This is a genomic window from Glycomyces sp. NRRL B-16210 (assembly GCF_000719515.1).
Taxonomy (GTDB): domain Bacteria; phylum Actinomycetota; class Actinomycetes; order Mycobacteriales; family Micromonosporaceae; genus Glycomyces.
Genome location: NZ_JOGR01000012.1, coordinates 51,262 through 76,611, shown reverse-complemented (window position 1 = coordinate 76,611; position 25,350 = coordinate 51,262). Strand labels below are relative to the sequence as shown.

Sequence of the window (25,350 nt, the reverse complement as noted above, 5' to 3'; positions counted from 1 at the left end):
GCCTCCCAGGCGAAGGGCCCCAAAGCATCCCGAGTGATGTTGAATACCAAGGAGGTGCGCATATGCGCACCTCGGCATCGGCCCAGGTCTCAGCGCAGGCGGCGGGCGACCGGGTCGGGCTCCTCGCCGATCCTCGCCAGCCGCAGTTTCACGTCCAGCGCCTCGATCCCGTAGCGCACGGGCACGACCGGGTTGAGGTCGAGTTCGGCGATCTCGGGGAAGTCCTCGGCGAGGCGTCCAAGCCGGAGCAGCAGGTCGGTGAGGGCCCGCAGGTCCACTGGGTCCGTGCCGCGGTAGCCGTTGAGGAGCGGTGCGGTCCTGAGCGAGCGCCACATCGAGTCGGCGTCGGCGTCGGTCAGCGGCAGCAGCCGGAACTGCTTGTCGCCCAGCACGTCCGTGGTCGTGCCGCCGGCCCCGAGCATGACGAGCGAGCCGAACAGCGGGTCGTGGACGATCCCGGCGGCCAGTTCGAGGTCGGCCTCGACCATCGGCTGGACGATCACCGCCGCGGCCCGGCCCCCGGCGGTGACGGCCTCGAACGCCTCCCGCACCTCGCGGGCGCTGCTCAGTCCCAAGTGGACGCCTCCGGCCTCGGACTTGTGGACCAGGCGCGGGTCGTCGACCTTGAGCGCCACCGGGTAGCCCAGGTCGCGGGCGGCGGCGACCGCCTCCCGCTTCGAGTCGACCGCGACCGCCGGGGTCGACCGGATGTCGTAGCAGCGCAGGAGTTCGGCCGCGTCGGTCGCGCGCTGCCACCCCTCGCCGCTGCGGAGCAGGCGTTCGACGATCCGGCGGGCGCGGGCCCGGTCGATGCCGGGGAGGTCCGCCCGCCCTCCGAGCGGGCGGGCGCGCCACGCGGCGTACGCGGCGGCCCTGCCGAGCGCGGCCACGGCCGACTCGGGGAAGGCGAACACCGGGACGCGCCTGGCACCCAACGTGCTCGGCGGATCGGACAGGCCCATGACCACCGCCGCGGCGGGCAGGCCGGGCAGGGCGTCGAGCGCGTCGGCCATCGCGTCCAGGTTCCCGTCCACGTCGCTGGTACCGGTCGCGGCGAACACGGCGACGAGGGCGTCGACCTCGCCGGAGGAGCCGAGCGCGGCGATCGCCTCGGCGAAGGCCTCGGGTCCGGCCGCCGCGCCCAGGTCCACCGGGTTGCCCGCGGCGGCGAGGCCCGGGACCGCGGCGTTCAGGCGCCTCGCGGCCTCGCCGAGGGCCGGGACCGCGAGCCCGGCGGGCGCGGCGGCGTCGGCGGCGAGGACCCCCACGCCCCCGGCGTTGCCCACCACGCCGAGGCGGCGCCCGCCCGGCAGCGGCTGGTCGACCATGACCCGGGCGGCGTCGAGCATCTGCTCCAGTGTGTCGCAGCGGATCACGCCGGCCTGCGCGAAGAGGCTGTCCACAGCGGTGTCCGAAGTGGCCGCCGCGGCCGTGTGCGACATCCCCGCGCGCCGCCCGCCCTCGCTGCGCCCGGCCTTGACGGCCAGGACCGGCTTGCGCCGGGCCACGGCGCGGGCGAGGCGGGCGAACTTGCGCGGGTTGCCGAACGACTCCAGGTACAGCGCGACGGCCTTGCACCCGGGATCGTCGTACCAGTACGCGAGGAGGTCGTTGCCGGACACGTCCGCCTTGTTGCCCAAGGAGACGAAGGAGTGCACGCCGAGCCCGGTGCGGGTGGCGTGGGCGAGGGCGGCGATGCCGACCGCGCCGGACTGGGAGGCCAGGCTCAGCCCGCCCGGCGCGGGCGGCTCGCACGCGAAGCTCGCCTGGAGGCGCACCCGCTGGTCGGTGTTGACGATGCCGAGGCAGTTGGGGCCGACCAGGCGCATGTCGTGGGCGCGGGCGATCCGCACCAGTTCCCGTTGCGCCGCTTCGTCTCCGGTCTCGGCGAAGCCGGAGGAGACGACGACCGCGGCCCGCGCCCCGGCCGCGCCCGCCTGACGCAGGACCGCCGCCACGGCGGGGGCGGGGACGGCCACGATGACCAGGTCGACCGGCTCGGGCAGGTCGGCCAGCGAGCGCCGGGCGCGCAGGCCCTCCAGTTCGGCGGCCTCGGGGTGGATCGGGTGGACCGGCCCGGCGAAGCGGCCTTCGACGAGGGAGCGCAGGATCTCGGCGCCGATGCCCCGGCCCGAGCGGCTGGCGCCGACCACGGCGACCGAGGCGGGGTCGAGCAGGGGCCGCAGCGACATGCGCTCGGCCGCGCGCTCGCGTTCGGCCACGTCCTCGGCGAAGGCGCCGTCGGTCTCGGCGGTGAGCACCACGTCGACCACGCCGTCCGCGTAGGGCATCGGGATGCCGGGCGCGAGCCGCTGCGCCAGGCGCAGCATCCGGGAGTTCCCGGCCAGCACCTGCCCCGCGAGTTCCTTGACGCCGGCGGAGGCGGCGAGGAGGGCGAGGTGTTCGAGCAGGAGGGTGCCCAGGCCCCGGTGCCGGCGGCCGGGGGCGACGAGGACGCCGAACTCGGCGCGTTCGGGCTGGTCGGGGGCGCAGTGGAAGGAGGCGACGGCGAGCATGAGGCCGTCGGCCTCGACGGCGAGGGCCGCGCCGCGGCCGGTCGCGTTCAGGCCGGCGAGCCGGCGCGCCTCGATCGGGAGGAGGCCCCGTCCCGAGCCGAAGAAACGGTAGCGCAGATCCGTGGTGGTGCAGCCTTCGTGGAAGGCGATGAGGGCCGCGACGTCGCCGGGGCCGACCGGTCGGATGCGGACGATGCGGCCCTCGGCGTCGAGTGCGTCGGCGGGAGCGGGGAGGCGGAGGTTCATGACGGCCCCTTCTCGGTGGTCGCCGCGGTCGCGGCCGGGCGCGAGGTGCGCCCGAGCCGATCGTCCGCCGCAGAGGCGCCCCCACGGCAGAGCCGAACGCCCGGTCAGGCAAGGACATTGGTCCCGCGGCGGCTCCCTGGGCGAAGGCCCCTTCCGGCACCTCGGAGGGACCGGTACGGGCCACCGGAATGGAACAGCTGCATCGAGGCGGTCGGCGAGGCCTCAGGAGCGGCCGAGGTGATCCGCCGCCGCCCGCGGGCGCCACGCCTCCGGGACCGCCCGGTCGGGCCCCGCGGCGGCTCCCTGGGCGAAGCCCCCTCCGACACCTCGGCGGGACCGGTGCGAGCCGCCGAAACGGAACGGCCGCATCGAAGGAACGCCCCCGGACGACCCGCCACCTCCCGCCAGCGCCACGCCTTTGGGCCCTTCCGGTCGGGACCTGCGTCCCTCCCCCGAATGCCCCGCGGCGGCGAGGCTGGAGTCAGGCAGATGCACGACGACCCGGAGGACACCATGGACACCGCACTCCACCCGGCGCCGACCGAACCCCGGCTGCGCCAGCTCGACGCCTACTGGCGTGCCGCGAACTACCTCACCGTCGGCCAGATCTACCTGCACGACAACCCGCTCCTGCGCGAACCCCTGCGCCCCGAGCACGTCAAGCCGCGCCTGCTCGGCCACTGGGGCACCAGCCCTGCGCTCAACCTCGTGTACGCCCACCTCAACCGCTGCATCGCCGAACGCGCCCTCGACATGATCTACGTGACCGGACCCGGCCACGGCGGCCCGGCGCTGCTGGCGAACACCTGGCTGGAGGGCACCTACTCCGAGCACCACCCCTCGGTCGGCCGCGACGAGGCCGGGCTCGCGCGGCTCTTCCGCCAGTTCTCCTTCCCCGGCGGCGTCCCCAGCCACGCCGCTCCCGAGGTCCCCGGGTCGATCCACGAGGGCGGCGAACTCGGCTACGCCCTCATGCACGCCTACGGCGCCGCGTTCGACAACCCCGACCTCACCGTGGCCTGCGTGATCGGCGACGGCGAGGCCGAGACCGGCCCGCTCGCCGCCTCCTGGCTGTCCAATGTGTTTCTCAACCCCGCCCGCGACGGCGCGGTCCTGCCGATCCTCAACCTCAACGGCTACAAGATCGCCAACCCCACCGTGCTCGACCGCATCCCGCGCGGCGACCTCGTCTCGATGATGCGCGGCTTCGGGTACGAGCCGCTCGTCGTCGAAGGGGACGACCCCGACACCGTCCACCGGCTCCTCGCCGCCGCGCTCGACACGGCCTTCGACCGGCTTGATGCGATCCGCCGCGAGGCCCGCTCGGGCGCCGCGCCCGAGCGGCCCCGCTGGCCGATGATCGTCCTGCGCACCCCCAAGGGCTGGACCGGACCCCGGGAGCTGGACGGCAAGCCCGTCGAGGGCACGTGGCGCTCCCACCAGGTCCCGCTCGCGGCCGTCCGCGAGGACCCGGCGCAGCTGGCGGCGTTGGAGGCGTGGCTGCGCTCCTACCGGCCCGAGGAGCTGTTCGACGCGACCGGCGCCCCGGACGCCGAGCTGCGGGCGTTCGCGCCGCGCGGCGAGCGGCGCATGAGCGCGAACCCGCACGCCAACGGCGGTCTGCTGCTGCGCGACCTGGTGCTGCCGGACTTCCGCGAGTACGGCGTGCCCGTGCCCAAGCCGGGCGGCACCGACGCCGAGCCGACCCGGGTCCTCGGCGAATGGGTCCGTGACGTCATCGCCGCCAACCGCGACCGCTTCCGGCTCTTCGGGCCCGACGAGGTCGCCTCCAACCGGCTCGGCGCGGCCTTCGAGGTCACCGACCGGGCCTTCTGCGCCCGCGTCGAACCCGGCGACGACCACCTGGGACCGGACGGGCGCGTCATGGAGGTCCTGTCCGAGCACCTGTGCCAGGGCTGGCTGGAGGGCTACCTGCTGACCGGGCGGCACGGCCTGTTCACCTCCTACGAGGCGTTCATCCACATCGTCGACTCGATGTTCAACCAGCACGCCAAGTGGCTCAAGACCACCAACGCGATCCCCTGGCGCCGGCCCATCGCCTCGCTCAACTACCTCCTGTCGAGCCATGTGTGGCGCCAGGACCACAATGGCTTCTCCCACCAGGACCCCGGGTTCATCGACCACGTGGTCAACAAGAAGGCCGAAGTGGTGCGGGTGTACCTGCCGCCGGACGCCAACACCCTGCTGTCCACGATGGACCACTGCCTGCGCTCGCGCCAGTACGTCAACGTCGTGGTCGCCGGGAAGCAGCCGTCCCCCAACTGGCTCACCATGGACGAGGCCGTGCGCCACTGCACCCGCGGACTCGGCATCTGGCCGTGGGCCTCCACCGAGGGCGGCGAAGACCCCGACGTGGTGCTCGCCTGCGCCGGCGACGTGCCGACCCTGGAGACCGTCGCCGCCGCCGACCTCCTGCGGCGGCACCTGCCGCACCTGAAGGTGCGCGTGGTCAACGTCGTGGACCTCATGCGGCTCCAGCCCGACACCGAGCACCCGCACGGCCTGCCCGACCGGCAGTACGACGCGCTGTTCACCGCCGACAAACCCGTGATCTTCGCCTTCCACGGCTACCCGTGGCTGATCCACCGGCTCACCTACCGCCGCGCCGGGCACGCGAACCTCCACGTCAGGGGCTACAAGGAGGAGGGCACCACGACCACGCCGTTCGACATGGTCATGCTCAACGACCTCGACCGGTTCACCCTCGTCACCGACGTCATCGACCGGGTGCCCGGCCTGGGCCAGTCCGCCGCCGGGCTGCGCCAGGAGATGGTCGACGCCCGCCTGGCCGCGCGCGAGCACACCCGCGCCCACGGCGTGGACCTCCCGGCAGTCGCCGACTGGCGACCCGGCAGGCCACTCACCCTGTGACGCAAGGAAAAGGGGCGGACCGTTCGGTCCGCCCCTCTCGCGCGCTCAGTCCGCCGCGACCGGGTGCAGGCCCGCGCCGCCCGAGGCGAACGCCGACAGGTTCCCCAGCGTCGTCGCCGCGATCGCCTCGATGGCCTCGGCGGTGAAGAACGCCTGATGCCCGGTGATGAGCACGTTCGGGAAGGCGCTCAACCGGTCGAACACGTCGTCGCCGATGACCTGGTCGGACAGGTCCTCGAAGAACAGCGCGGCCTCCTCCTCGTACACGTCCAGGCCCAGATGGCCGATGCGCCCGCTCTTGAGCCCCTCGATGACCGCGGCCGTGTCCACCAGCGCCCCGCGGCTGGTGTTCACGAGCATCACCCCCGGGCGCATCGAGGCGATCCGCTCGCGGTCGATGAGGTGAAAGGTCTCGGGCGTGAGCGGGCAGTGCAGCGACACGATGTCCGAGGCCGCGAGCAGCTCCTCCAACGGCACGTACGCGGCCCCGGCCTCCGCGGCCGCCTCGCTCGGGAACGGGTCGTACGCGAGCACCCGGCAGCCGAACCCGGCCATGATCCGCGTGAAGCACACGCCGATCTTCCCGGTCCCGACCACGCCGACCGTGCGCCCGTGCAGGTCGAAGCCCAGCAGGCCCGTCAGCGCGAAGTTGTGCTCGCGCACCCGGTTGTAGGCGCGGTGCGTCTTGCGGTTGAGCGCCAGGATCAGGGCCGCGCAGTGCTCGGCGACGGCGTACGGCGAGTAGTCCGGGACGCGCGCGACCGCGATCCGCAGCTCCGCGGCCGCCCGCAGGTCGACATGGTTGAACCCGGCCGACCGGAGCGCGACGAACCGGACCCCGCGATCGGCCAGCGCCGCGAGCGTCTCGGCGCCCAAGTCGTCGTTGACGAACGCGCACACCGCCTCGCAGCCGTCCGCCAGCGCAGCGGTCCGCGGATTCAGCCGCGGCTCCAGGAACACCAGTTCATGCGCGTCCCCGTTCGCCTTCCGCAGGGACGCTTCGTCATAGGGCTTGGTACTGAACACCGCCACTCTCATGGCGCACCTCCGAAACGGCGGGGCGGCAGTGCCGCCCCGCCCCTCACTCGTGCCCGCTTCAGCCGTGGATCACGACCACCGGGCAGCTCGCGTGCTGGATGACGCGGTGGCTCACCGAGCCGATGAGCGCGCCGATGAATCCGCCGTGCCCCCGGCTGCCGACGACCAGCAGCTCGGCGCCTTTCGCCTTGTCCAGCAGCACCTTCGCGGGGTGGCCCTGGACGGCCTCGCGTGCGATCGGCACGTCGGGCCATTCGGCGGCGACCGCGCCGACGGTGGCGTTCAGCGCCTCCTGCGCCGATTCGGAGAACTGCTCGCCCGGCATGACCATCGCGCCGGTGCCGTAGATGTCCGGCAGCTCCCACGCCTGCACCGCCAGGATCGCGGCGCCCTGCAACCGGGCCTGGCGCAGGGCCCATTCGAGGGCCCGCCGCGACGGGTCCGAGCCGTCGATGCCGACGACGATCGTTCCTGCGCGCTCTTGTTCCGACATGACCGCCTCCTTTGCTCTACCCCCAGTCTGACAGCCGGTCGCCGAAGGGGCAGAAGACGAAAGTCCCGGGATCGCAGGCCCTTTCGCGCCGAGGGGCGGCGGCGCGGCCCGGCCCGGCGCGGCCCGGTCGGAGCCCAGGCCCTTTCGCGCCGAGGGGCGGCGGGCCGGGCGGCCCGCCGCCGGTTCGCTACGCCACGAGGGCGGGTTGGTCGAGGACCCACAGCCAGGAGCCGTCCGGCTGGCGGCGGGCGACCTCGACGGTGAGGTCGCCGTTGGTCTGCGTCGCCACCGTCATCGCCAGGTCGCCGCTGACCAGCGGCGGGTGCTGCCGGCCGGGCGAGAGCTCCGGCACGGCGGCCACGAACCGCTCGTACATCTTGCGGATCTCGGCGTGGCCGGCCTGGAGGCCGCCGGGCGGGAACGCCACCACCGCGTCCGGTTCGTACAGCGCCACCAGTCCGTCGACGTCGCCGGCGTTGACGCGCTCGATGAAGTACCTGCCCAAATCGTTCGGCTCTGCGGCCGTTCGCTGTTCTGTCATGCCGACAAGCCTCGCAGCGAATCACGACATCTTCTGTCATGTATTCCGGTAGGGTTTCGCGATGCGTGCCGACCGGTTGGTGTCTCTGGTGCTCCTGCTGCGCCGCCACGAGCGGCTGTCGGCGACCGCGCTGGCCCGGGAGCTGGAGGTCTCCACCCGTACCGTCCTGCGCGACATCGAGGCGCTGTCGGCGGCGGGCGTCCCGGTCTACGCCGAGCGCGGCCGCCACGGCGGCTTCGCGCTGCTGCCGGGTTTCCGGACCGAGCTCACCGGGCTCAACCACGATGAGGCCCTTGCGCTTCTGGTCGCCGGGTCGCGGACGGGCGCGCAGGCGTTCGGCCTCGGCCCGGCGCTCGCCTCGGCCATGCGCAAGGTGGTCGACGCGCTTCCCGAGGGCCACCGGGCCGCCGCCGACGACGCGGCCGGGCGGCTACTCGTCGACCCTGAGGCCGACCTCCTCTCCCGCAGGCGGGATACCGACGAGGCGCCCGAGGCGATCGTGGCCGAGGTCCGGCGGGCGGTGGTCGCCGGACGCAGGCTCCGCATCCACTACGCGGCCAAGGGCCAGGACCCGAAGTGGCGCACAGTGGACCCCGTCGGCCTGGTCACCGTGCAGGGCAAGGGCTATCTGCTGGCCACGAGGTCCGGTACGGACCGCACCTACCGGCTCTCGCGAATCGAGGCCGCTGAGGTACTCGCCGAACCGGCGCGGCGACCGGACCGGGTCGATCTGGACCGGGTCTGGCAGGAGCGCAGCACGCGGTTTCGAACCGGCGGCGACCAGGTGACCGCGCTGGTCGCGGTCGCGCCCGCGGGGCGGGAGGCGTTGGCGGACACCGCATTGGCCGTCCGCTCCGAGGAGGCGGGCGCTGACGGCCGTCTGCGGCTGGAACTGGCCTTCCAGGACGCGGAGCACGCCGAGTGGGCACTGTGGAGACTCGGCAGGAACGCGGAGGCCCTTGCGCCGCAGTGGTTGCGCGATTCCCTGCGCGTCCGCGCCGAGGAGGTCGCCGCCCGGTACCGGTGAAGGCCGGGCCGCCGTCGGCGGCCCGGCCTTCACCGGTGGTCAGGGATCGCGCGATGGCGGTGAGACCCGGTCAGAACGCCCAGGGATACCCGAGGGCTTCGGCGCTCTCCGTGGATCCGCCGCACACCTTCGCGATGTCCTTCGGGTCGCTCGCCTTGAGCCGCTCCACGATCCGGTCGGCCGTCGCCTCGGCCGCGGTGTCGTCGACGACCGCCGCGTCGGGGATCTCTTCGGAGTACTTGAACTGAAGCCAGGTCCCGTCGTACTTCAGGTCGGTGTCGGCGGGGTGGTTGAAGACGATCTCGAGCTCACCGCGTCGTCCGTTCCACGATGCGGCCCGATGGAGCCGGCAGTCCCATCGGGCGAGCGCCTCGGGTTCGGACGCCAAGCGGGCCCGGACCAGCCGGGCGACCCGCCGAGCGGGCCATTCCCAGGACCGGTCCCGTTCGGCCCTGGCGACTTCGGCCGCGTACGCGTCGGCGTCGAACGCCAGGATCTCGGGCTGCACGGCGCGTCCGCGAGTGCGCCGCATCTCCCAGGTGACGAGCCCGGCGCCTGCATCGGCGGCGATGCGGGCCACCAGCGCTCCGCAGCATTCAACGGCGCAGGAGGCCTCGGCGAGCCCGTGCTCGCGCGGCGCGGGCCCGGCCCGCAGCCCTCCGTCCTCGTGGAGGAGGCGGTCGGGCGAGTGGACGGCGTCGCCGTGGAACAGGCGCGGAATGAGCGGGAGTCCGTCGACGAGGACGTGCAGTGCGACTTCTCGGAACGTGCTCGGGGCCGGCACGGCGACGCGCAGTGCGAGCCCGGGACCCGGTGGGACTTCGCGGCGGGCGGCGGCGAGGCGCCATTGCAGCCACGCGGCCTCCGGATGGTCGGGCCGGGCCTCGCCCGCCCGCAGCGCGGTGTCCGAGGCGCCGTCGCGCGACAGCAGCGCGAGCAGCCCGGAGAGTGCGGCCTCGCGCTCGCCCAGTCCGAAACCGAGGTAGGCGGCATTGCTGTAGCGCAACGCCTCCCAGAGCTCGGCCGCTTTCACGAGTGCCGCGAGCGAGACGCCGCCGTCCGCGAGGCGACGGGCCTCCGCGACCAGTGCGGCGGCGAACCGCCGGTGGCCGCCGAACCACTCCGGCGGCCGGGTCCGGTCGGCCAGGGCGAGGGCGAGTTCGGCGACCCGGTCGGTCGGGATCGTGTCGAGCAGCGCGTCGATGGCCTCGACCGGTTGGCGCGCCAGGGCGTCCGCCGGCGCGAACCGGTACTGCGGCCGGCAGCGTGTGAAGGCCCAGTGCAGATGCGGTGCCGGTGCCGCCGTGCGCTCCAGCGCCTTGACGGCGTGCCAGCCGATACGGTCCAGCACCGCCAACTCGCGGAGGGCGAGCAGGTCGGCCTCGTCCGCGGACTCGGGCGTGAGGCGCATACCGAGGCCGACCTCGGTCAAGGTGGTGCCGGTTCGCAGCAGGTGCGAGGCGAGGACCCGGATCCGATCAGGCGCGAGATCGAGATCGGCGGCTTCGATCCCCATGTCCCAGCGGACATCGGGCAGCCGTGAGCTGAGCGCTCGCAGCCGTTCGGAGGTGCAGGGTGCGGCCGCCTCGATGGCGGCGACCGTTTCGGATCTGATCCGATCCCGGATCTGCTTGTGGGCCTTGTAGTCCCCGACTCGCGGTTCCGGCGGGGGCAGGAGAGCGGCGAGGAGGCCTTGGATCTCCGCTTGCGGAGGCGGGCCTTCGGGAAAGCGTTCGAGCAGGGCGCGGACGCGGTGATGGACGGGGACGGGCTCGGGCTCGAGCGCACTGCGCTCGCCGGGCCGCGTCATGAACCTGAGGTACTCGTTTCGTCGAACATCATGTGCGCCAAGATACCGCACCGACGCGAGGTCCGGAAGCGGCGAGGGCCCGCAGCGCTCCCGCCGCGGGCCCTCGACTATGCGGTTGTCAGATCAGTTGGGGGAGTGGACGGTGCCGTCGTCCCAGTTGCGGGTCGCACCCCTCAGGTACCAGCCGTTGCCGGAGTTGCCCGAGATGTACTGCGCGATGGAGCCGTCGAACGGCGTGGTGGAGGCGTTGTTGCCGTAGGTGTCGGTGTAGATCACGCCGGAACCGGAGGACGAGACCGAGAAGCCGCCGGGGCGGAACTCGCGGTTGGAGCCCTTGAACGGCGAACGCGGGTCGTCCCACTCCAGCCGCTGCCCGCCGCCGGCTTGCAGCGCCTGGTCGCAGTTGAAGCCGCCCAACAGGTCCGGCTCGTAGCACAGGTCGAGGACCCGGCCGTTGCCGTCGGGGAGCGCAGGGTCGTAGTAGCGCTGGGAGTCGATCACGTAGAACAGCGGCGTGATCGAGAAGTTGACGCCGGCGCCGCTGATCGTCGCGTTCCCGAACCAGAAGTCGTCCATGTCGGAGACGTTGAACGGCTGCGGGTCGGGGAAGAGCGGGTCGAAGTGGGTGTCGCCGCGGCGGATCGCGTCGATGCAGGCCGAGTTGGAGATCAAGCGGCCGAGCGTCTGGTACTCCGAGGGCGAGTCGGCCGGGACGGCCGTGCCGACCTCGACGCGCGGGCCGCCGAAGCCAGGGCACTCCGACGGGCTGAAGCCGCCGGCCACGCCGAACGGCATCATCAAAGCGACGTTCGCCTGGACGGTCTGACCGCCACCGGTGCATCTGATGTTGCTGATCAGCTCGTGGATGTTGTTCTTGAACGCGTCAGGCGAGTGCGTGCCCTGGTGGATCTTCAAGAGGATGTCGCAGTTGGCCAGCGTCGTGCCTTGCGGCGGGAAGAACGCCGAACCGTCGTCGCCTTGGATCACGTTGGTGTTCTGGACGAGGATCTTGTGTCCGACGTGGTCTTCGTGGCGGTGGCTGGTCTCGGCCAGGCTGTCGGCCTGCACTTCGCTGACGTAGCCGAAGGGCGGGAACCCGCTGTCGGCGAACAGCGGCGAGGGCCGCGGGTCGTCACCGTGCTCGTGGCCGAACGCGCAGCCGCTGGGGTCCCGGGTGGGGTGCCAGGTCGGATACACCTTCCCATCGGGGCCGTATTCCCAGTAGCGGGCGTGGATCTCGTTCGAGCACTCGCCGGCGCGCGGCTGGTAGCCCCTGGAGTTGGACTCCAGGATCAGCTCGTACGCCATGCTCAGCTCGGCGCCGGCCGGCGGCAGTCCCTCACCCCAGGCCGGGTTGTTCGGGACCGGGTCGGTGGGGCCGGGGTCGGTCGGGTCAGGATCGGTCGGGTCGGGGTCCGTGGGATCGGGGTCGGTGGGGCCGGGGTCGGTCTGGCCGTTGCAGACGTCGCCGTTGATGGTGATCTGGGTGGGGAGGGCGCTGTTGCCGGTGCCGGTGAAGCCGAAGACCTCGCGGCTCTGCCCGGAGCCGATCGTGGCGTTCCAGCCGACGTCCGACCCGGTGAAGGTCGTTCCGCTCTGGTTCCAGTCGACGTTCCACGCGCTGCCGACCGAGGTGCCGGAGGGGAAGGTCCAGTTGATCTGCCAGCCGTCGATGGGCTCGTCGGCGGTGATGGTGATGTTGGCCTGGAAGCCCGAGCCCCAGTCGCTGATGACGTTGTAGTCGACTTCGCAGCCCTCGGCCGCGAAGGCCTGATTCGAGATGATCAGGGTGCTGGCGCCGAGAGCGGCGACGGCCAGGCCGGTGACCGCCAGTCTTCGATGTCTTCGGTGTACTCGCATGTGCTCGATGTCCTTTGCTCTTGTGCCCCCGTGGCCGCAGCCGCGCCCGGTGGGGTTCCGGCGGGCGCCTCGGCTCGTGCGAAATCGCTGGATGTTGGTGCCGAAAGGGAGAGCGCTCCCAGTCAATATATTGATGCTCGCCGATGTCTGAACGACTTGTCAAGAATCTCATGGAATTTTCAGAAAGTTTCCATTGGCAACCGTTTGTCCTACCGCGATCTCGCCCCAAAGAGGAATCCGTCGCTCCGTCCGAAACAGACTCAAGTCGGACATGAGCTGCGTAAACTCCTGGCCGAATCAAATAGGACGCTACGCACCGTTACCGGAAACTCCTGAAACTATTCCGATAATTCAAGCCCGGCAGCACCTTCGACGCCCCTACAGATCGGCTCGCAGCGCCCCTTGCGCCCCTTCGATCGCGTCGCGGACCTCGTCGGCGAGACCGTGGCGGCCGTCGTCGAACAGTTCGGTCCGCATGAAGGTGATGCCGCGCAGGCGCCCATGGCGGTCGACGGCGGCGCGGCAGAGGCGACTCTCCGAATAGGCCTCCGACCGGAAGGTGTCCCCGTGGCTCGAACCCGAGCCCGGTTCGGGGGCGGAGTCGAAGGCGCCCTGCTCGTGCGCGGCGCTCCAGCGACGCTTCTCGGCGGCCACCCAGGCGCGCACGACGGAGGCGGCGATCGACCGGCCGCCCATGCGCTCGACGCCGCGCAGCAGATCGAGCTCGCGCAGGGAGCCGTCGAGTTCGAGCGTCACCGACACCATCGAATCGCTGTCGGTGCCGGTGAAGCAGACGTCCGCCTCGGCTTCACGGCGCTTCTCGTACTCGCGCAACCGCTCCTCGAACTCGGCGCGCAGCCGCAGCCCCCCGGGGTCGTCCGCCGTGTCGGCGGCGGCAGCGGCGGTCTTGAAGAGCGCCGCGATGTCGGCCCGCTCGTCGCCGGAGCCTCGCTTGCCGACCGCTTGGGCGACGATCCCGCCGGCCCGCTTGCGCAGGTCCGGGTGCAGTTTGGCGATCTCCCGGATGACCAGGTGCTGTGCGGTGAGGACCTGCCGCGGGCTGATCCCGCCGCGGCGTCCGCCGCCGACGAGCGACTGGAGCACCCGCTTGACGCCGCCGCCGTACTGCGGGTGCCGGGCGGCGACCCGCTCGATGAGGTCGTCGACCTCCTCCTCCGAGGGCTTCTCGCCGAAATGGTGGCGGAGCATGACGGCGTACACGCGGTTCACCATGTCCTGGTAGACGATGCGCTCCTTGCCGGGCAGCTCCCGATAGGAGGTGCGGGCATTGCGGTCGCCGGTCTGGAGGTACCGGACGAGCGCCTCGGAACCGGGATCGGTGCGGGGCATGGGCGTCCTTGTCATGGGCGGTGCGTCATTGCGGTGGGGTCGAGTGCGAAGCGGGAAGGCAAGTGGTTGAACTGCACGGTGAACTGCATGGTCGAGCTACGTGGCCGAGTAACGGGACGAGGAGCCCGCACTACCGAAGTCCAGCGATCATACGAGACCCCGGCCACGCCAAAAGGCAACAACCAACCGGCAACGCCGATCGCGACCAACACCGAACGCCTCCGCCGGGAACCCATCCCGCACCGCTGAAAAAGTCGTAAAGCTCCGGGGAAAGATCAAAACGGAAGCGAACCGAGTGAACGAAACCGCCGAACCAGCAATTCCCCCAAGAAAGACCCGAATAAGAACACCAGGACCGCTCGAACCCAAACGTCAAAGGCCCTGGTACGCGCTCCGCATAGTCTCAGGCGGCAAGAGGCAGCCAGGCCGGTGCGATGCGAGGACAGCCACGGCCACCGGAACGGGCAAGGCAGACCGACCACGACACCCGTTTTCAACCCGATTCCAAACTACGACGAGACACGAAAAATCCCCGCCTCCAGCGTTGCCGCTGGTGAACGGGGATCGTCTCGGTGGCCAGGGCCGGGGTCGAACCGGCGACCTTCCGCTTTTCAGGCGGACGCTCGTACCAACTGAGCTACCTGGCCGGGATGCGTCGCTTGCCTGCATCGCCGTGAACACTGTACAGCACCACCGGTCGCGGGCTCCATGCGGCATTCCCGGGGGCGCGGGGCCCTGCCGGGCGCGGCGCGGATCGGCGTTCAGCGAGCGTACGTGGGTGTGCCCAAGGGCTGCAATCGCTTTCGAAGGGGCGCTCGGGGAGGTCGGCGCGCGCGGGTAGCGTACATGGGACTCAACCCCCGAGGAGGTTTCTGTGACCCGACTCGCTGCCACGCCCCCCATGGGCTGGAACTCATGGGACGTGTACGGGACTTCGGTGACCGAGGCCGAAACCCGCGCCAATGCGGCGTTCATGGCCGAGCACATGGCCGAACACGGCTGGGAGTACGTCGTCGTCGACGTGCAGTGGTACGACCCGGCCGCGCGCACCGGCGGCTACAACTCCCGGGCCAAGCTGGTCCTCGACGAGTACGGCCTGCCCCAGCCGGCCCCGAACCGCTTCCCCTCCTCGGCGGGCGGCGCCGGGTTCAAGCCCTTGGCCGACTACGTGCACTCGCTCGGGTTGAAGTTCGGCCTCCACATCCTGCGGGGCGTGCCGCGCCAGGCGGTCGCGGCCGACACCCCGATCAAGGGCAGCGAGTACTCGGCCGCGCAGATCCCCGACCGCGAGCGCCTCGCCTCGTGGATCGACGACAACTGGGGCATCGACCACTCGCACCCCGGCGGCCAGGCCTATTACGACTCGCTGTTGCGCCAGTTCGCCGCGTGGGGCGTGGACTATGTGAAAGCCGACGACATGATCGCCCCCTATTGGGAGGACGAGGTCGAGGCGTTCGCCCACGCGGTGCGGCGCGCGGGCCGCGACATCGTGCTCAGCCTGTCCCCCGGTGTGAAGGTCTCGACCGGCCACGCCGACCACCTGCGGGAGCACGCGAACCTGTGGCGGATCTCGGCGGACCTGTGGGACCGGTGGCGCGACATCGACGCCCAGTTCGACCTGCTGCGCGACTGGGCCCCGTTCGGCGGGCCCGGGCACTGGCCGGACGCCGACATGCTCCCGCTGGGGCGCATGGGCCTGCGCGCAGAGGTCGGCGAGCCGCGCGAGAGTCTGCTGACCCCCGACGAGCAGCGGACCATGCTGACCCTGTGGTGCATCGCCCGATCCCCACTCATGGTCGGCGCGGACCTGCCCTCGTCCAGCGCTGAAACGATCGAATTGCTGACGAACCCGGAAGTACTGGAAGCCCAGCGCCGCGAGGTGGGCGCTCGGGAAGTCTGGAGGGAGGGCCGGCACGTGGCCTGGGCCTCCGAGGACGGGGCCTTCGCGGCGGTGTTCAACCGGGGCAAGGAGCCGGCTGAGATCCGACTGCCTTGGGCCGCAATGGGAGCGGTGCGCCCCGAGCGGGTTCGGGACTGCTGGTCCCGCACCGATCTGGAACCCGGCGAAGAACTGCGGGTGAAGCTGCCGCCGCACGGCGCTGCAATGCTGCGCCTCAAGTAGCGGGCGGTCGATTGTGGCGGCGGCCGCCGGACTTGGCGAATCCGGCGGCCGCTGCCTCCGCGGCGTCTGGTGCAGGTGCCCGGGCGCGGGTGCCAACCCCGCGCCCGAGTCTTACGGCGGTCCGCGCGCGGTCCCTCTCCTAACCGCCTCACCTACACCAAAACTGGGGCAAGCTTTACACAAGAAGTCAATACACTCAAGAAGAAAGTTTCGACCTATGGATAACTCCGCGCTCCCTGTGGATAACTCTGGGTTCTGGGCGTTGGCGCGAGGTCGCGGACGCGGTCCACGCCCGGCTCAATTCCCCGGTCGCGACTCGTAGCGGATGCGCAGCCGCAGGCCCAATCCACGCCAGGCCCAGACCACACAGTTACGCCCCTCAGCAAATGCGGCGCCGTGGTTCCGGTCCACACGGGCTCGGATCTTGCGGTTTCGACTCGTAGCTAATCCGGAGCCGTGAGTCCGACCCACGCGGGCCCAGACCGCACGGTCACGACCCGCAGCGAATGCGGGGCCGTGACTCCGGCCCGCTTCCGGCTCGAATCACGCGGTTTCGATTCTCCGTAGAGGCCCGTCCGGCCCGCGGATCCGGTCTCAGCGAGGACCGCTCGATCGCAGCCCTTGGCAGGGAGCCGCGGGTTTCCTCTGGCGGTGCGCAGTTCGGCTCGGTGATCGGCCCCGGGGCTCAGGCCTCCGGCTCGATCATCCATTGGACGAGTTGAATCACCACGCCGTTGGGGTCGGCGGTCTGGAAGTACCGCTCGCCCCACGGCTCGGTCTCGATCGGCGTGGTGATGGCGACGCCTTCGGCCTGGATGCGTTCGTATTCGGCGTCGATGTCATCGACGACGAACGCCAGCAACAGCCCGTCGGCATGGCCCTTGGCGCTCTCGGGCTTGAAGGTCTCCAGGCCGGTGCGCAGGAAGATCACGTTGAAGCCCGCGTCGGGGCGCGACAGCGAGACGAAGCCATCGGCGGCCATTTCCTCGCTGAAGCCGTAGTGGTCCTTGAGGAACGCGGCCGACGCGGTCGGGTCGGCGACATTGAGGGAAATAGCTGAGGCAGTGATGTTCACAGGCGACTCCTTTTCTTCGTACGTTGTATATAGTACAGAGTACGATGTACGACGTACAAGCTTGGCGGGTAAGATTCCCTCGTGACTGCTGCCACTGAGACGCCCAAGCCGCATCTGCTCGAACTGCTCTGGAGGGCCGCCCCCGAAACCTCGCGCGGGCCGCGCAAGGGCCTCACGGTCGATGAGGTGGTCGCCGCCGCGATCGCCCTGGCCGACGCCGAAGGACTCGAAGCGCTCACCGTGCGCCGCCTCGCCCAGTCCCTCGGGAAGGCCCCGATGACCCTCTACACGTACGTGCCCGGCAAAACCGAACTCGTGGCCCTCATGCTCGACGCCCTGTTCGAGCGGATGGAGGCGACCGCGGTCGAGGGTCCTTGGCGTGAGCGCCTCGCGGCCGTCGCCCGCGACAACTACGCGCTCTACCGGGCCCACGTCTGGGCCGCTTCGGCCGCGCCGAGCCGCCCGCCGCTCGGACCCGGCCAGTGCACCAAGTACGAGCGCGAACTCCAGGCGCTCGAGGGCCTGGGCCTGACGGACGTCGAGATGGACGACGCCCTTGCTCACCTGCTCGCGTTCGTGCGGGCCGCGGCGCAGGACGCGGCCCAGTCCGAGGCCGAACGCGAGGCCAGCGCCCAGAGCGACCAGGAGTGGTGGGAGGCCAACGGGCCCCTGCTCGCGAAGGTCCTCGATGTCGAGAAGTTCCCGACGGCCGTGCGGGTCGGACGGGCCGCCGGAGAGGCACACGACGCGGCGTACAACGCCGAGCACGCCTTCGCGTTCGGCCTGGAGCGGACCCTGGACGGCCTGGCGGCCCTCATCGAGCGCTGAGAACCGAACGCCGAGCACCGAGCGCGGCCGACCCGCATGCCGGGAACGACCGACCCTCGAGCCGGACCCGTGCAGGATGTACCGGCGCTCACCCTGCTCAGCGTGTTTCGCGCGGTCACGAGCCAGACTCGGACCGCTGCCCCGGGGACCGAGGCCGCTTCAGGGGCGTTTTCGGCTCAACATGCGTCCGCACTAACCGAAGACCGCACGCCGCTCTCCGGCCAAGGCCTTCCGACGCGCGCTGGTTGCAGCCCGTGCCACGCCCAGCCCGGGCGGGTCGCGCTCCGACCACTGCTTCGCCGCCCAAAGCCGCTTCAGAAGCACTTGAAGCTCGACATGCGTCCGCGCTCGCTGAAAGCCACAGTCGCGCTCGATCCGAAAACCTCCAACCCGCACTGGTCGCGGCCCATGGCTCCCTCAGCCCTGGCTGGTTGCGCTCGGACCGCTGCTTCGCGGTCTGGAACCGCATCGGAAGCGCTTGCGGCTCGGCATGTGTCCCTACCCGCGGTAGGCCACACGCCGCGCTCGGGGTCAAGCTGCGCCGGTTACAGCCCATGCCGTCCTCCGCCCGGGCCAATCGCACTCGGGTCGCAGCTTCGTCGTGCCGGAGTCCCATCGAAGCCGCTTGCGGCTCGATATGCGTCCCTGCTTGCCGTTGGCCGCACGCCGCTCTCGAGCCGAGGCCTTCCGAACGAGCTGGTTGCGGCCCATGCAGCCCCTAGGCGGTGTTTGAGAAGTTGGGTTTCCAGTCGAGGATGATCGCGATTTGGAGGGTGGCTTCGTATCGGACGGCGAGTTTGTCGAACCGCGTGGCGACAGCGCGGTAGCGCTTGAGGCGCCCGATGGCCTGTTCGACGGTGTTGCGCTGCTTGTAGGTGTCGCGGTCGAGGGCCGGGGGCCGTCCACCGCGGCGGCCCTTGGCCTTCCGATTCGCTCGCTGGTCGGCTCGGTCGGGTATCACTGCGGTGATGCCGCGCTCGCGCAGGTAGGCGCGGTTGGCGCGGGACGGGTAGCCCTTGTCGGCCAGGACCCGGCCCGGTCGGGTCTTGGGCCTGCCGGGCCCGGTCCGGGGCACACTGATCGCATCGAGCACCGCTGGCAGGTGCGGCGAGTCGGCCCGTTGGCCTGCGGTGAGCGTGACACTCATGACCGTCTGCGAGTTGTCGGCGGCGAGGTGGATCTTGGTGGTCCAGCCGCCCCGCGAGCGACCCAGCGCATGGTTGTCGGGCTCGCCGGGCACGGGTCGGCGGCGCGGCCTGGTGATCGGCCGCCTCGTCACTGCTGGGGCGGGCAGCCATCGGCGCAAGTGCCGCTACTGACCATCGGTGAGCACAGCATGGACCGGTATCCTGGACATCGGGAGCCTCCAGTATTGAGTTTCGTTGCGACACAACAAAACTAACTGGAAGCTCCCTCAGTTCTCGAACACGACCTAAGCCCCGGGCCGGTCACACTTCGACCGCTGCTTCGCCGCCCGGAGCCGCTTCCTAGGCGTTTGCGGCTCTACATGCTTCCGTGCTCGCCGAAAGCCGCACTCCGTTCTCCGGCCGGGGTCCTTCGCCCGGGTTGGTTGCGGTTCTTGTCGACCGCTGACCTGTGCCGGTCTCGGTCCGCTGTCTCTCTCATACCTGTAGCGGCTCGTGGAGGCTTCCCGGCTTCCATTTGCGTCTTCCTGCGACGACCAGCGTCGTGGCCGCCAGCGAGCCGACCAGGTACGCCCCCAGCACGATCACCGCCCGCACGACATGGGCGGTCTCGCCGCCGCTGATGGTCACCCTCAGCGCGTCCACCACGTGGCTCATCGGCAGCACCGGATGTAGCGCCTGGAAGAACCCCGGCGTGGTCTCGACCGGGTACAGGCCTCCCGCGCTGGTCAACTGGAGCATGAGGAGCACGACCAGGAGCAGGCTCCCGGCAGTGCCGAACGCGAGCTTGCACAGGTGCGCCATCGCGGAGAACGTGAGGATCACCAGCACCGACAGGCCCACCGTGGCGAGCGCGTACTTCGGGTCGAGCCCGAGTCCGAGCTGCACGGCCAGGTAGAGCACCAGCGCCGAGAGCACGCCGAGGGCCGCCCCGGGGAGCCAGCCGCCCAGGGCCACCGGCAGCGAGCGCAGCGGTCCGGCCAGCGCCCGGTTGTTCACCGTACTGAGTACGAGGTAGGCCATGAGGCCGAAGACCCACAGTGCGATCGCGATGAAGAACGGTGCGAGGCCGCGCCCGTAGGTCTCGGCGGGGTTGAGGTTCTCCTCGTCGATGGCGACGGGGCTGCCGTAGGCCTCGGCGTTGTCCGAGTCCTCGGCGGGGTTGGTGCTGGGCACCGAAGCGGCGGCGGCACTGAGCGAGTCGGCGAGGGTGGTCGCGCCTTCCTGGAGTTCGGTGAGGCCGCTCGCGAGGTCCCCGGCGCCGCTCTCGGCGGTGGCGGCGGCAGCCGCGACCTCGCCGGCCCCAGTAGCGACGTCGGCGGCGCCTGTCTGGAGTTCGGTGAGGTCGGCCGAGGCCTGCTCGATGGTGCCGGTGGAGGTGCCCTGGACCGAGTCGTTGGCCTGCTGGATGTCGTCGTTGGCGAGGTCGGCGTCCTCGATGAACGCCTGGAGGTTCGCGCACGCGTCCACAGTGGCGTCCTCGGCGTCGCACAGCGCGCCGTAGATGCCGTCGAGTTCGCTGTTGGCGCGGTTGGCCAGGTCGGCGGCGGACGCGGAGCCGGACTGGATCTGGGCCCAGTTCTCGGAGAGTGCTTCGAGGACGGGCTGGGCGGTGCCCACGGCCTGGTCGACTCCGGCGCTGACCTGGTTCGCGCCGTCGGCGACCTGCTGGGCGCCGGTGGCGAGGTCGCCGAGTCCGGTCTGGAGTTCGGCGGCGCCGGACTGGGCGGTGCCGATGCCGTCTGCGAGTTCGCCCGCGCCGGAGGCGGCATCGGTGAGGCCCGCGTTGAGTTCGGTGAGGTCGCCGAAGATGGTGGTGGCGAAGGTGACGTAGACGGCGGTGTTGATCTGGTTGCGCAGTTCGGCCTCGACGGTGGCGGCCATGATCCCGGCGACGTACCCGTTGGCGTCGTTGAGGTCGAAGTGGACGGTCGCCTGTTCTGGGCTGCTTCCCGAGAGGCTCGCGAGGTGGGCGGAGAAGTCCTCGGGGACGGTGATGACCATGTAGTAGTCGCCGTTTTCGAGGCCTTGGCGGGCGGTGTCGGCCGTGACGAACCGCCAGTCGAAGATCGGGTCGGATCTGAGCTGTTCGACGAGCTGGTCCCCGCCGTTGATGTCGGTGGTCTCGCCGTTCGTCTCGACGCTCGCGCCGGTGTCCTCGTTGACGACCGCGACCGGCATCTGATCGAGCTTTCCGTAAGGGTCCCAGGCGAACCAGAGGTATAGGCCGCCGTAGACGAGCGGGATGAGGACGACTGCGACGAGCGCGAGCGAGCGGATCGGGTGGCCGCGGAAGCGCCGCAGTTCGGCGGCGGCGAGTTTGAACGGGCTCACTGGTGGCCTCCGTTTCGGGCGTCTTCGCGGCGGTGGCGGCGGGTCGCGCCGGCCTCGTCGCCGTTGCGGTGGTCGAAGCGGGCCCGGCGTCCGCCGGGTCTGCGGTCCTGGCCGCGGAGGTCGACGACGGCGTCTGCGGGCGGATCGGACCGCGTGCAGGCGGCGAGCACGAGCTGCCCCGCGTCGGCGACCGTGCGCAGGGCCTCGAAGACGCGTTCGGAGCCGCAGCGGTCGAGCCCGGTGTCCGCGTCGTCCACGACGATCGCGGGAGTACGACTGGCGGCGGCGCACGCGATCGCGAAGGTGATCTGGTCGATGCGGGGAAGGAACCCGAACGTGTCGCCGGTATCGACGTCCACGGCGAGCCGGTCCAGCCAAGCGTGGATGTTCGCGCGGGTGGCCGTGCCCTTGGACACGGCGGTCGTCTCCTTGATGCAGCTCGCGACGGTGTGGTACTCGTCGAAGCGGATCGGCGGGCCGGCCTGGGCGACGGTGAAGCGGCGGCGGATCTGGCCGGGCCTGGTCTGGCCGTCGACGCGCAGCGCGCCGCTTTGGAAGGCGAAGCGGCCGCAGAGGGCGAGCAGGAGCGAGGTGCGGCCGTCGCCGGAGTCGCCGCAGACGGCGACGAGCTGGCCAAGACCGGTGACGAGGTCGACGCCGGTGAAGATCGGGCCCTGATGGCCGCGCGCGGTGAGTCCGCGAGCGGTGAGGAACGGCGGCCCGTTCGGCCGATCCGGGGCGGGACCGTCGATCGAACCGGTCGCGGGGTAGATGCGGGTCGCGTCGAGTTCGGTCGGGACAGGGGGTTCGGCGGTGCCCGCGGGCTCGGGGACGGGAGCGGCGTGCGCCTCGGTCGGGTGTCCTTCGGCGGCCGGCGGCGCGACGGTGGCGTCAGGACTTGCGGTGGCCTCGGGTTCGAGCGCTTCGGTCGACGGGTCGGCGGCCGGAAAGGCCTGCGTGGCATCGGGTTCAGCCGGGACGGTTGGCTCGGTGGTTCCCGCCGGTTCGGAGAGGGATTCGGCCGCGCCGCCCCCTGGGGCCGGGAGCGCAGTGGTCACATCGGGATCGGGATCGGGATCGGGATCGGGATCGGGATCGGGATCGGGATCGGGATCGGCGACAGCCTCCGGCTCTGACGCTTTCGCGGGTACTGGGAAGACCTCTGTGTCCCCGCGATCGGCCGCGCTCGGGTCCCCTCCGGGGCCGCGCACCGTGTCGGGAGTCTCCGCGGGCGGATCCGGCCAGTGGTGCGATCCGGTTGCGTCCGCGGGTGTTTCGGGAATCGAATGCGGTTCGGCGGGCGGGCTCGGATTCGAGTCGCCGCTTCGGGACGTTTCGGGCTGTTGCCCGGTCTCGTCGCTCCTGTCGCTCATGGGGACCATCCTCACAGGCCGATGCGCCCTGGTTCGGGCTATTTCGCGGGTTGCCGACCACGCATATGTTACTCATGAGTAACTTATGCTCACGCCAAGCCCGGGGCGCTGTGATCGGCGCTTCCGGCGTCCGGCCCTTACAGTTGATGCATGTCGGAAACGCAACCCGCGAAACCCGCGGCACCTCGCCGCGACCACCCGCGCACTCACCACGGCGACACCGTGAACGACCCTTACGCCTGGCTCAAGGACCCCGAGGACCCCGCCACCGTCGCCTATCTCCAATCCGAGAACGCCTACGCCGAATCGCGCACCGCCCACCTCGACGGGCTGCGCAAAGCGATCTTCGGCGAGATCAAGGACCGCACTCAGGAGACCGACCTGTCCGTCCCGGTCAGGGACGGCGGCTGGTGGTACTACGGGCGCACCGAGGAGGGCAAGCAGTACGCCATCCAGTGCCGCCTCAAGGCGGACGGCGACACGCCGCCCGAGATCGAGGCCGGCGTGGCCGTGGCCGGCGAGGAGATCCTCCTCGACGGCAACGCCCTCGCCGAGGGCCACGACTTCTTCTCCCAGGGCGTCCACGACGTCTCCCCCGACGGGAACCTCCTCGCCTTCGGCGTCAACTACTCCGGCGACGAGCAGTTCACCCTGCGGTTCAAGGACCTGCGCACCGGCGAGGTCTTCGCCGACGAGATCGAGGGCGTCTTCTACGGCGGCGCCTGGTCGGCCGACGGCTCGGTGTTCTTCTACTCCAAGGTCGACGACGCCTGGCGCCCCCACCAGGTGTGGCGCCACGTGCTCGGCGAGACCGAGGACACCCTGGTCTACCAGGAGGACGACGCGCGGTTCCGCACCGGCATCGCCCTGACCCGCTCCAAGGGCTACCTCGTGGTCTACTCCGGCTCCTCCACCACCACCGAGTACCGCTACCTGGACGCGGGCGACCCCACCGGCGACTTCACGGTCTTCGGTGCGGGCCGCGAGCAGGGCGTCGAGGTCGTCATCGACCACCAGGGCGACCGGTTCTGGGTGCTGCACAACCGCGACGCCGAGAACTTCACGCTCGGCTGGACCCCCGTCGAGGACACCACTCTCTTCAACGAGGTCATCCCCCACGACACCGCCGTGCGGCTCGAATCGGTCGACGCCTTCGCCGACCACGTCGTCGTCTCCCTCCGCCGGGACGGCCTGCCGCAGGTCGCCCTCCTCGACGCCGACGAGCGCCTCACCGAGATCGCCTTCGACGAGCCGCTCTACGACGTCGGGCTCGGCCAGAACCCCGACTACGACTCGCGCCTACTGCGCATCGGCTACGCCTCCCTGGTCACCCCGCCGTCGGTCTACGACTACGACATCGACACCGCCGCACTGCACCTGCGCAAGCGCACCGCCGTCCTCGGCGAGTTCGACCCCGCCGACTACGTGCAGTACCGCGAATGGGCCACCGCCGCCGACGGCACCCAGGTGCCGATCTCGATCGTCGCCAAGGCCGGCGTCGAGGCCGACGGGACCTCGCCGTGCCTGCTGTACGGCTACGGCTCGTACGAGCACTCCATCGACCCGTACTTCTCGATCGCGCGCCTGAGCCTCCTCGACCGCGGCGTGGTCTTCGCGATCGCCCACGTCAGAGGCGGCGGCGAGATGGGCCGCCAGTGGTACGAGCAGGGCAAGCTCCTGCACAAGAAGAACACCTTCACCGACTTCGTGGACGCGGCGAACCACCTCGTCAAGGCCGGATGGGCCGCGCCGGACCGGATCGTCGCCCGCGGCGGCTCGGCCGGGGGCCTGCTCATGGGCGCGATCGCGAACCTCGCGCCCGAGCGGTTCGCCGGCGTGCTCGCCGACGTGCCGTTCGTCGACGCGCTCAACACGATCCTCGACCCGTCCATGCCGCTCACCGTCGGCGAATGGGAGGAGTGGGGCAACCCGCTCGAATCGGCCGAGGTCTACGCGTACATGAAGTCGTACTCGCCCTACGAGAACGTCACCGGCGTCGACTACCCGTCGATCCTGGCCGTGACGAGCCTCAACGACATCCGCGTGGGCTTCCACGAGCCCGCCAAGTGGATCGCGAAGCTCCGCCACGAGAGCCCCGGCTCCGACGTGATGCTCAAGACCGAGATGGAGGCCGGCCACGGCGGCCGCTCGGGCCGCTACGACGCCTGGGAGGAAGAGGCCTTCAATCTCGCCTGGGTCCTCGACCGCCTCGGCGCGGCGTAACCGGCGCCTAGGCGCCGGTTCGGCGGCCGCCGCATAGGCGGCCGTTTGCCGACGCATCCGGCGCACGCAGCACAGGGCCCGGTTTCGCAGTCGCGAAACCGGGCCCTTCGCGTCAGCCGCCGCGCGGCTCGTCGTCTTCGAGCGGGATCTCGATCAACTGCTCGGCCGCGTCGACCGGATCGGCCTCGTCGGGCACCGTCCCCTCCTCCTCGGCGAGGGCCTCCTCCGGGTCGCCCTCCTCGGGAGGCTCGGACGAGCCGGCCAGGTCGAACTCGGACAACGCGTCGGCGTCGCCCTCCCATTCGCGGTGATAGTTCATATACCAACCGTAGACGCGCCCGAGCCCACGCGGCCGGTGAACCACCAGGTAGCCTGAGGATGGCCTTCACATGCTCGTGGGCAATACTTCACCCCGACGCAACAGTCCGAGGCCGTCAGACAGCGGCGTCTGAGTCCCGCCCCCGGTCGGGGAGCGAT

General features: G+C 71.0%; 17 protein-coding genes and 1 tRNA gene. 5 read left to right on the top strand and 13 right to left on the bottom strand.

Annotated features, from left to right (window positions below):
• Positions 1–89: 89 nt before the first annotated feature.
• Positions 90–2,762, bottom strand: a complete 2,673-nt coding sequence (locus IF12_RS0117910; protein WP_030160823.1) for a GNAT family N-acetyltransferase — start codon at positions 2,760–2,762, stop codon at positions 90–92.
• A gap of 513 nt (positions 2,763–3,275) precedes the next feature.
• Between IF12_RS0117910 and IF12_RS0117905 the strand changes: the two genes are divergently transcribed.
• Positions 3,276–5,654 (top strand): phosphoketolase family protein, encoded by a 2,379-nt coding sequence (locus tag IF12_RS0117905; protein WP_030160821.1) that lies wholly within the window; start codon positions 3,276–3,278, stop codon positions 5,652–5,654.
• 45 nt (positions 5,655–5,699) lie between these two features.
• On the opposite strand, the gene IF12_RS0117900 is transcribed toward IF12_RS0117905, so the two are convergent.
• From IF12_RS0117900 to IF12_RS0117890, 3 genes are all read right to left on the bottom strand, one after another.
• Complete coding sequence (locus IF12_RS0117900; protein WP_030160819.1) at positions 5,700–6,692, bottom strand: 2-hydroxyacid dehydrogenase; 993 nt, start codon at positions 6,690–6,692, stop codon at positions 5,700–5,702.
• Between the two features lie 58 nt (positions 6,693–6,750).
• Entirely contained in the window at positions 6,751–7,185 is a 435-nt protein-coding gene (locus IF12_RS0117895; RefSeq protein ID WP_030160817.1) for a universal stress protein, read from the bottom strand.
• 187 nt (positions 7,186–7,372) lie between these two features.
• The gene (locus IF12_RS0117890; RefSeq protein ID WP_030160815.1) at positions 7,373–7,726 is read right to left on the bottom strand and encodes a nuclear transport factor 2 family protein; all 354 of its coding nucleotides are present in this window, start codon (positions 7,724–7,726) and stop codon (positions 7,373–7,375) included.
• Between the two features lie 61 nt (positions 7,727–7,787).
• Here IF12_RS0117890 and IF12_RS0117885 point away from each other — a divergent pair, with 61 nt between their 5' ends.
• Positions 7,788–8,753, top strand: a complete 966-nt coding sequence (locus IF12_RS0117885) for a YafY family protein (protein ID WP_030160813.1) — start codon at positions 7,788–7,790, stop codon at positions 8,751–8,753.
• 70 nt (positions 8,754–8,823) lie between these two features.
• Here IF12_RS0117885 and IF12_RS0117880 read toward each other — a convergent pair whose 3' ends face one another.
• The 4 genes from IF12_RS0117880 to IF12_RS0117865 all read right to left on the bottom strand — a co-directional run bounded on the left by IF12_RS0117880 (position 8,824) and on the right by IF12_RS0117865 (position 14,420).
• Entirely contained in the window at positions 8,824–10,563 is a 1,740-nt protein-coding gene (locus IF12_RS0117880) for a hypothetical protein (RefSeq protein WP_030160811.1), read from the bottom strand.
• Positions 10,564–10,686: 123 nt separating this feature from the next.
• Positions 10,687–12,423: a cellulose-binding domain-containing protein gene (locus tag IF12_RS24335; protein ID WP_030160809.1), complete on the bottom strand. Its 1,737-nt coding sequence runs from the start codon at positions 12,421–12,423 to the stop codon at positions 10,687–10,689.
• Between the two features lie 378 nt (positions 12,424–12,801).
• Positions 12,802–13,773 carry a hypothetical protein gene (locus tag IF12_RS0117870; protein WP_030160807.1) on the bottom strand — a complete coding sequence of 324 codons (972 nt, stop codon included), beginning with the start codon at positions 13,771–13,773 and terminating at the stop codon, positions 12,802–12,804.
• 573 nt (positions 13,774–14,346) lie between these two features.
• Positions 14,347–14,420 (bottom strand) — tRNA-Phe (locus IF12_RS0117865).
• 227 nt (positions 14,421–14,647) lie between these two features.
• Here IF12_RS0117865 and IF12_RS0117860 point away from each other — a divergent pair.
• Complete coding sequence (locus IF12_RS0117860) at positions 14,648–15,895, top strand: glycoside hydrolase family 27 protein (protein ID WP_197034782.1); 1,248 nt, start codon at positions 14,648–14,650, stop codon at positions 15,893–15,895.
• Positions 15,896–16,580: 685 nt separating this feature from the next.
• Here the strand turns inward: IF12_RS0117860 and IF12_RS0117855 are convergent.
• A complete protein-coding gene (locus IF12_RS0117855; RefSeq protein ID WP_030160803.1) occupies positions 16,581–16,970 on the bottom strand; it encodes a VOC family protein in 390 nt (129 codons plus the stop codon).
• Between the two features lie 81 nt (positions 16,971–17,051).
• On the opposite strand from IF12_RS0117855, the gene IF12_RS0117850 reads away from it, so the two are divergent.
• Complete coding sequence (locus tag IF12_RS0117850) at positions 17,052–17,798, top strand: TetR/AcrR family transcriptional regulator C-terminal domain-containing protein (RefSeq protein WP_051704553.1); 747 nt, start codon at positions 17,052–17,054, stop codon at positions 17,796–17,798.
• Positions 17,799–18,516: 718 nt separating this feature from the next.
• On the opposite strand, the gene IF12_RS0117845 is transcribed toward IF12_RS0117850, so the two are convergent.
• The 3 genes from IF12_RS0117845 to IF12_RS25805 form a co-directional block, all read right to left on the bottom strand.
• Positions 18,517–19,104 carry an IS5 family transposase gene (locus IF12_RS0117845; RefSeq protein ID WP_133884064.1) on the bottom strand — a complete coding sequence of 196 codons (588 nt, stop codon included), beginning with the start codon at positions 19,102–19,104 and terminating at the stop codon, positions 18,517–18,519.
• 316 nt (positions 19,105–19,420) lie between these two features.
• Complete coding sequence (locus tag IF12_RS0117840) at positions 19,421–21,277, bottom strand: YhgE/Pip family protein (protein ID WP_030160797.1); 1,857 nt, start codon at positions 21,275–21,277, stop codon at positions 19,421–19,423.
• Entirely contained in the window at positions 21,274–22,335 is a 1,062-nt protein-coding gene (locus tag IF12_RS25805) for a hypothetical protein (protein WP_035749525.1), read from the bottom strand. The genes IF12_RS0117840 and IF12_RS25805 overlap by 4 nt, the downstream gene beginning before the upstream one ends.
• A 465-nt stretch (positions 22,336–22,800) precedes the next feature.
• On the opposite strand from IF12_RS25805, the gene IF12_RS0117830 reads away from it, so the two are divergent.
• Positions 22,801–24,873, top strand: coding sequence for a S9 family peptidase (locus tag IF12_RS0117830; protein WP_030160795.1), 2,073 nt, complete (start codon positions 22,801–22,803; stop codon positions 24,871–24,873).
• A gap of 112 nt (positions 24,874–24,985) precedes the next feature.
• Here IF12_RS0117830 and IF12_RS0117825 read toward each other — a convergent pair whose 3' ends face one another.
• Positions 24,986–25,192 (bottom strand): hypothetical protein, encoded by a 207-nt coding sequence (locus IF12_RS0117825; RefSeq protein ID WP_030160793.1) that lies wholly within the window; start codon positions 25,190–25,192, stop codon positions 24,986–24,988.
• Positions 25,193–25,350: the final 158 nt, after the last annotated feature.

What these genes read in the sequence shown, in the direction of transcription:
- IF12_RS0117910 (WP_030160823.1), bottom strand. Translation starts at nt 2,762, where the DNA reads ATGAACCTCCGCCTCCCCGCTCCCGCCGACGCACTCGACGCCGAGGGC.
- IF12_RS0117905 (WP_030160821.1), top strand. Translation starts at nt 3,276, where the DNA reads ATGGACACCGCACTCCACCCGGCGCCGACCGAACCCCGGCTGCGCCAG.
- IF12_RS0117900 (WP_030160819.1), bottom strand. Translation starts at nt 6,692, where the DNA reads ATGAGAGTGGCGGTGTTCAGTACCAAGCCCTATGACGAAGCGTCCCTG.
- IF12_RS0117895 (WP_030160817.1), bottom strand. Translation starts at nt 7,185, where the DNA reads ATGTCGGAACAAGAGCGCGCAGGAACGATCGTCGTCGGCATCGACGGC.
- IF12_RS0117890 (WP_030160815.1), bottom strand. Translation starts at nt 7,726, where the DNA reads ATGACAGAACAGCGAACGGCCGCAGAGCCGAACGATTTGGGCAGGTAC.
- IF12_RS0117885 (WP_030160813.1), top strand. Translation starts at nt 7,788, where the DNA reads ATGCGTGCCGACCGGTTGGTGTCTCTGGTGCTCCTGCTGCGCCGCCAC.
- IF12_RS0117880 (WP_030160811.1), bottom strand. Translation starts at nt 10,563, where the DNA reads ATGACGCGGCCCGGCGAGCGCAGTGCGCTCGAGCCCGAGCCCGTCCCC.
- IF12_RS24335 (WP_030160809.1), bottom strand. Translation starts at nt 12,423, where the DNA reads ATGCGAGTACACCGAAGACATCGAAGACTGGCGGTCACCGGCCTGGCC.
- IF12_RS0117870 (WP_030160807.1), bottom strand. Translation starts at nt 13,773, where the DNA reads ATGCCCCGCACCGATCCCGGTTCCGAGGCGCTCGTCCGGTACCTCCAG.
- IF12_RS0117830 (WP_030160795.1), top strand. Translation starts at nt 22,801, where the DNA reads ATGTCGGAAACGCAACCCGCGAAACCCGCGGCACCTCGCCGCGACCAC.
- IF12_RS0117825 (WP_030160793.1), bottom strand. Translation starts at nt 25,192, where the DNA reads ATGAACTATCACCGCGAATGGGAGGGCGACGCCGACGCGTTGTCCGAG.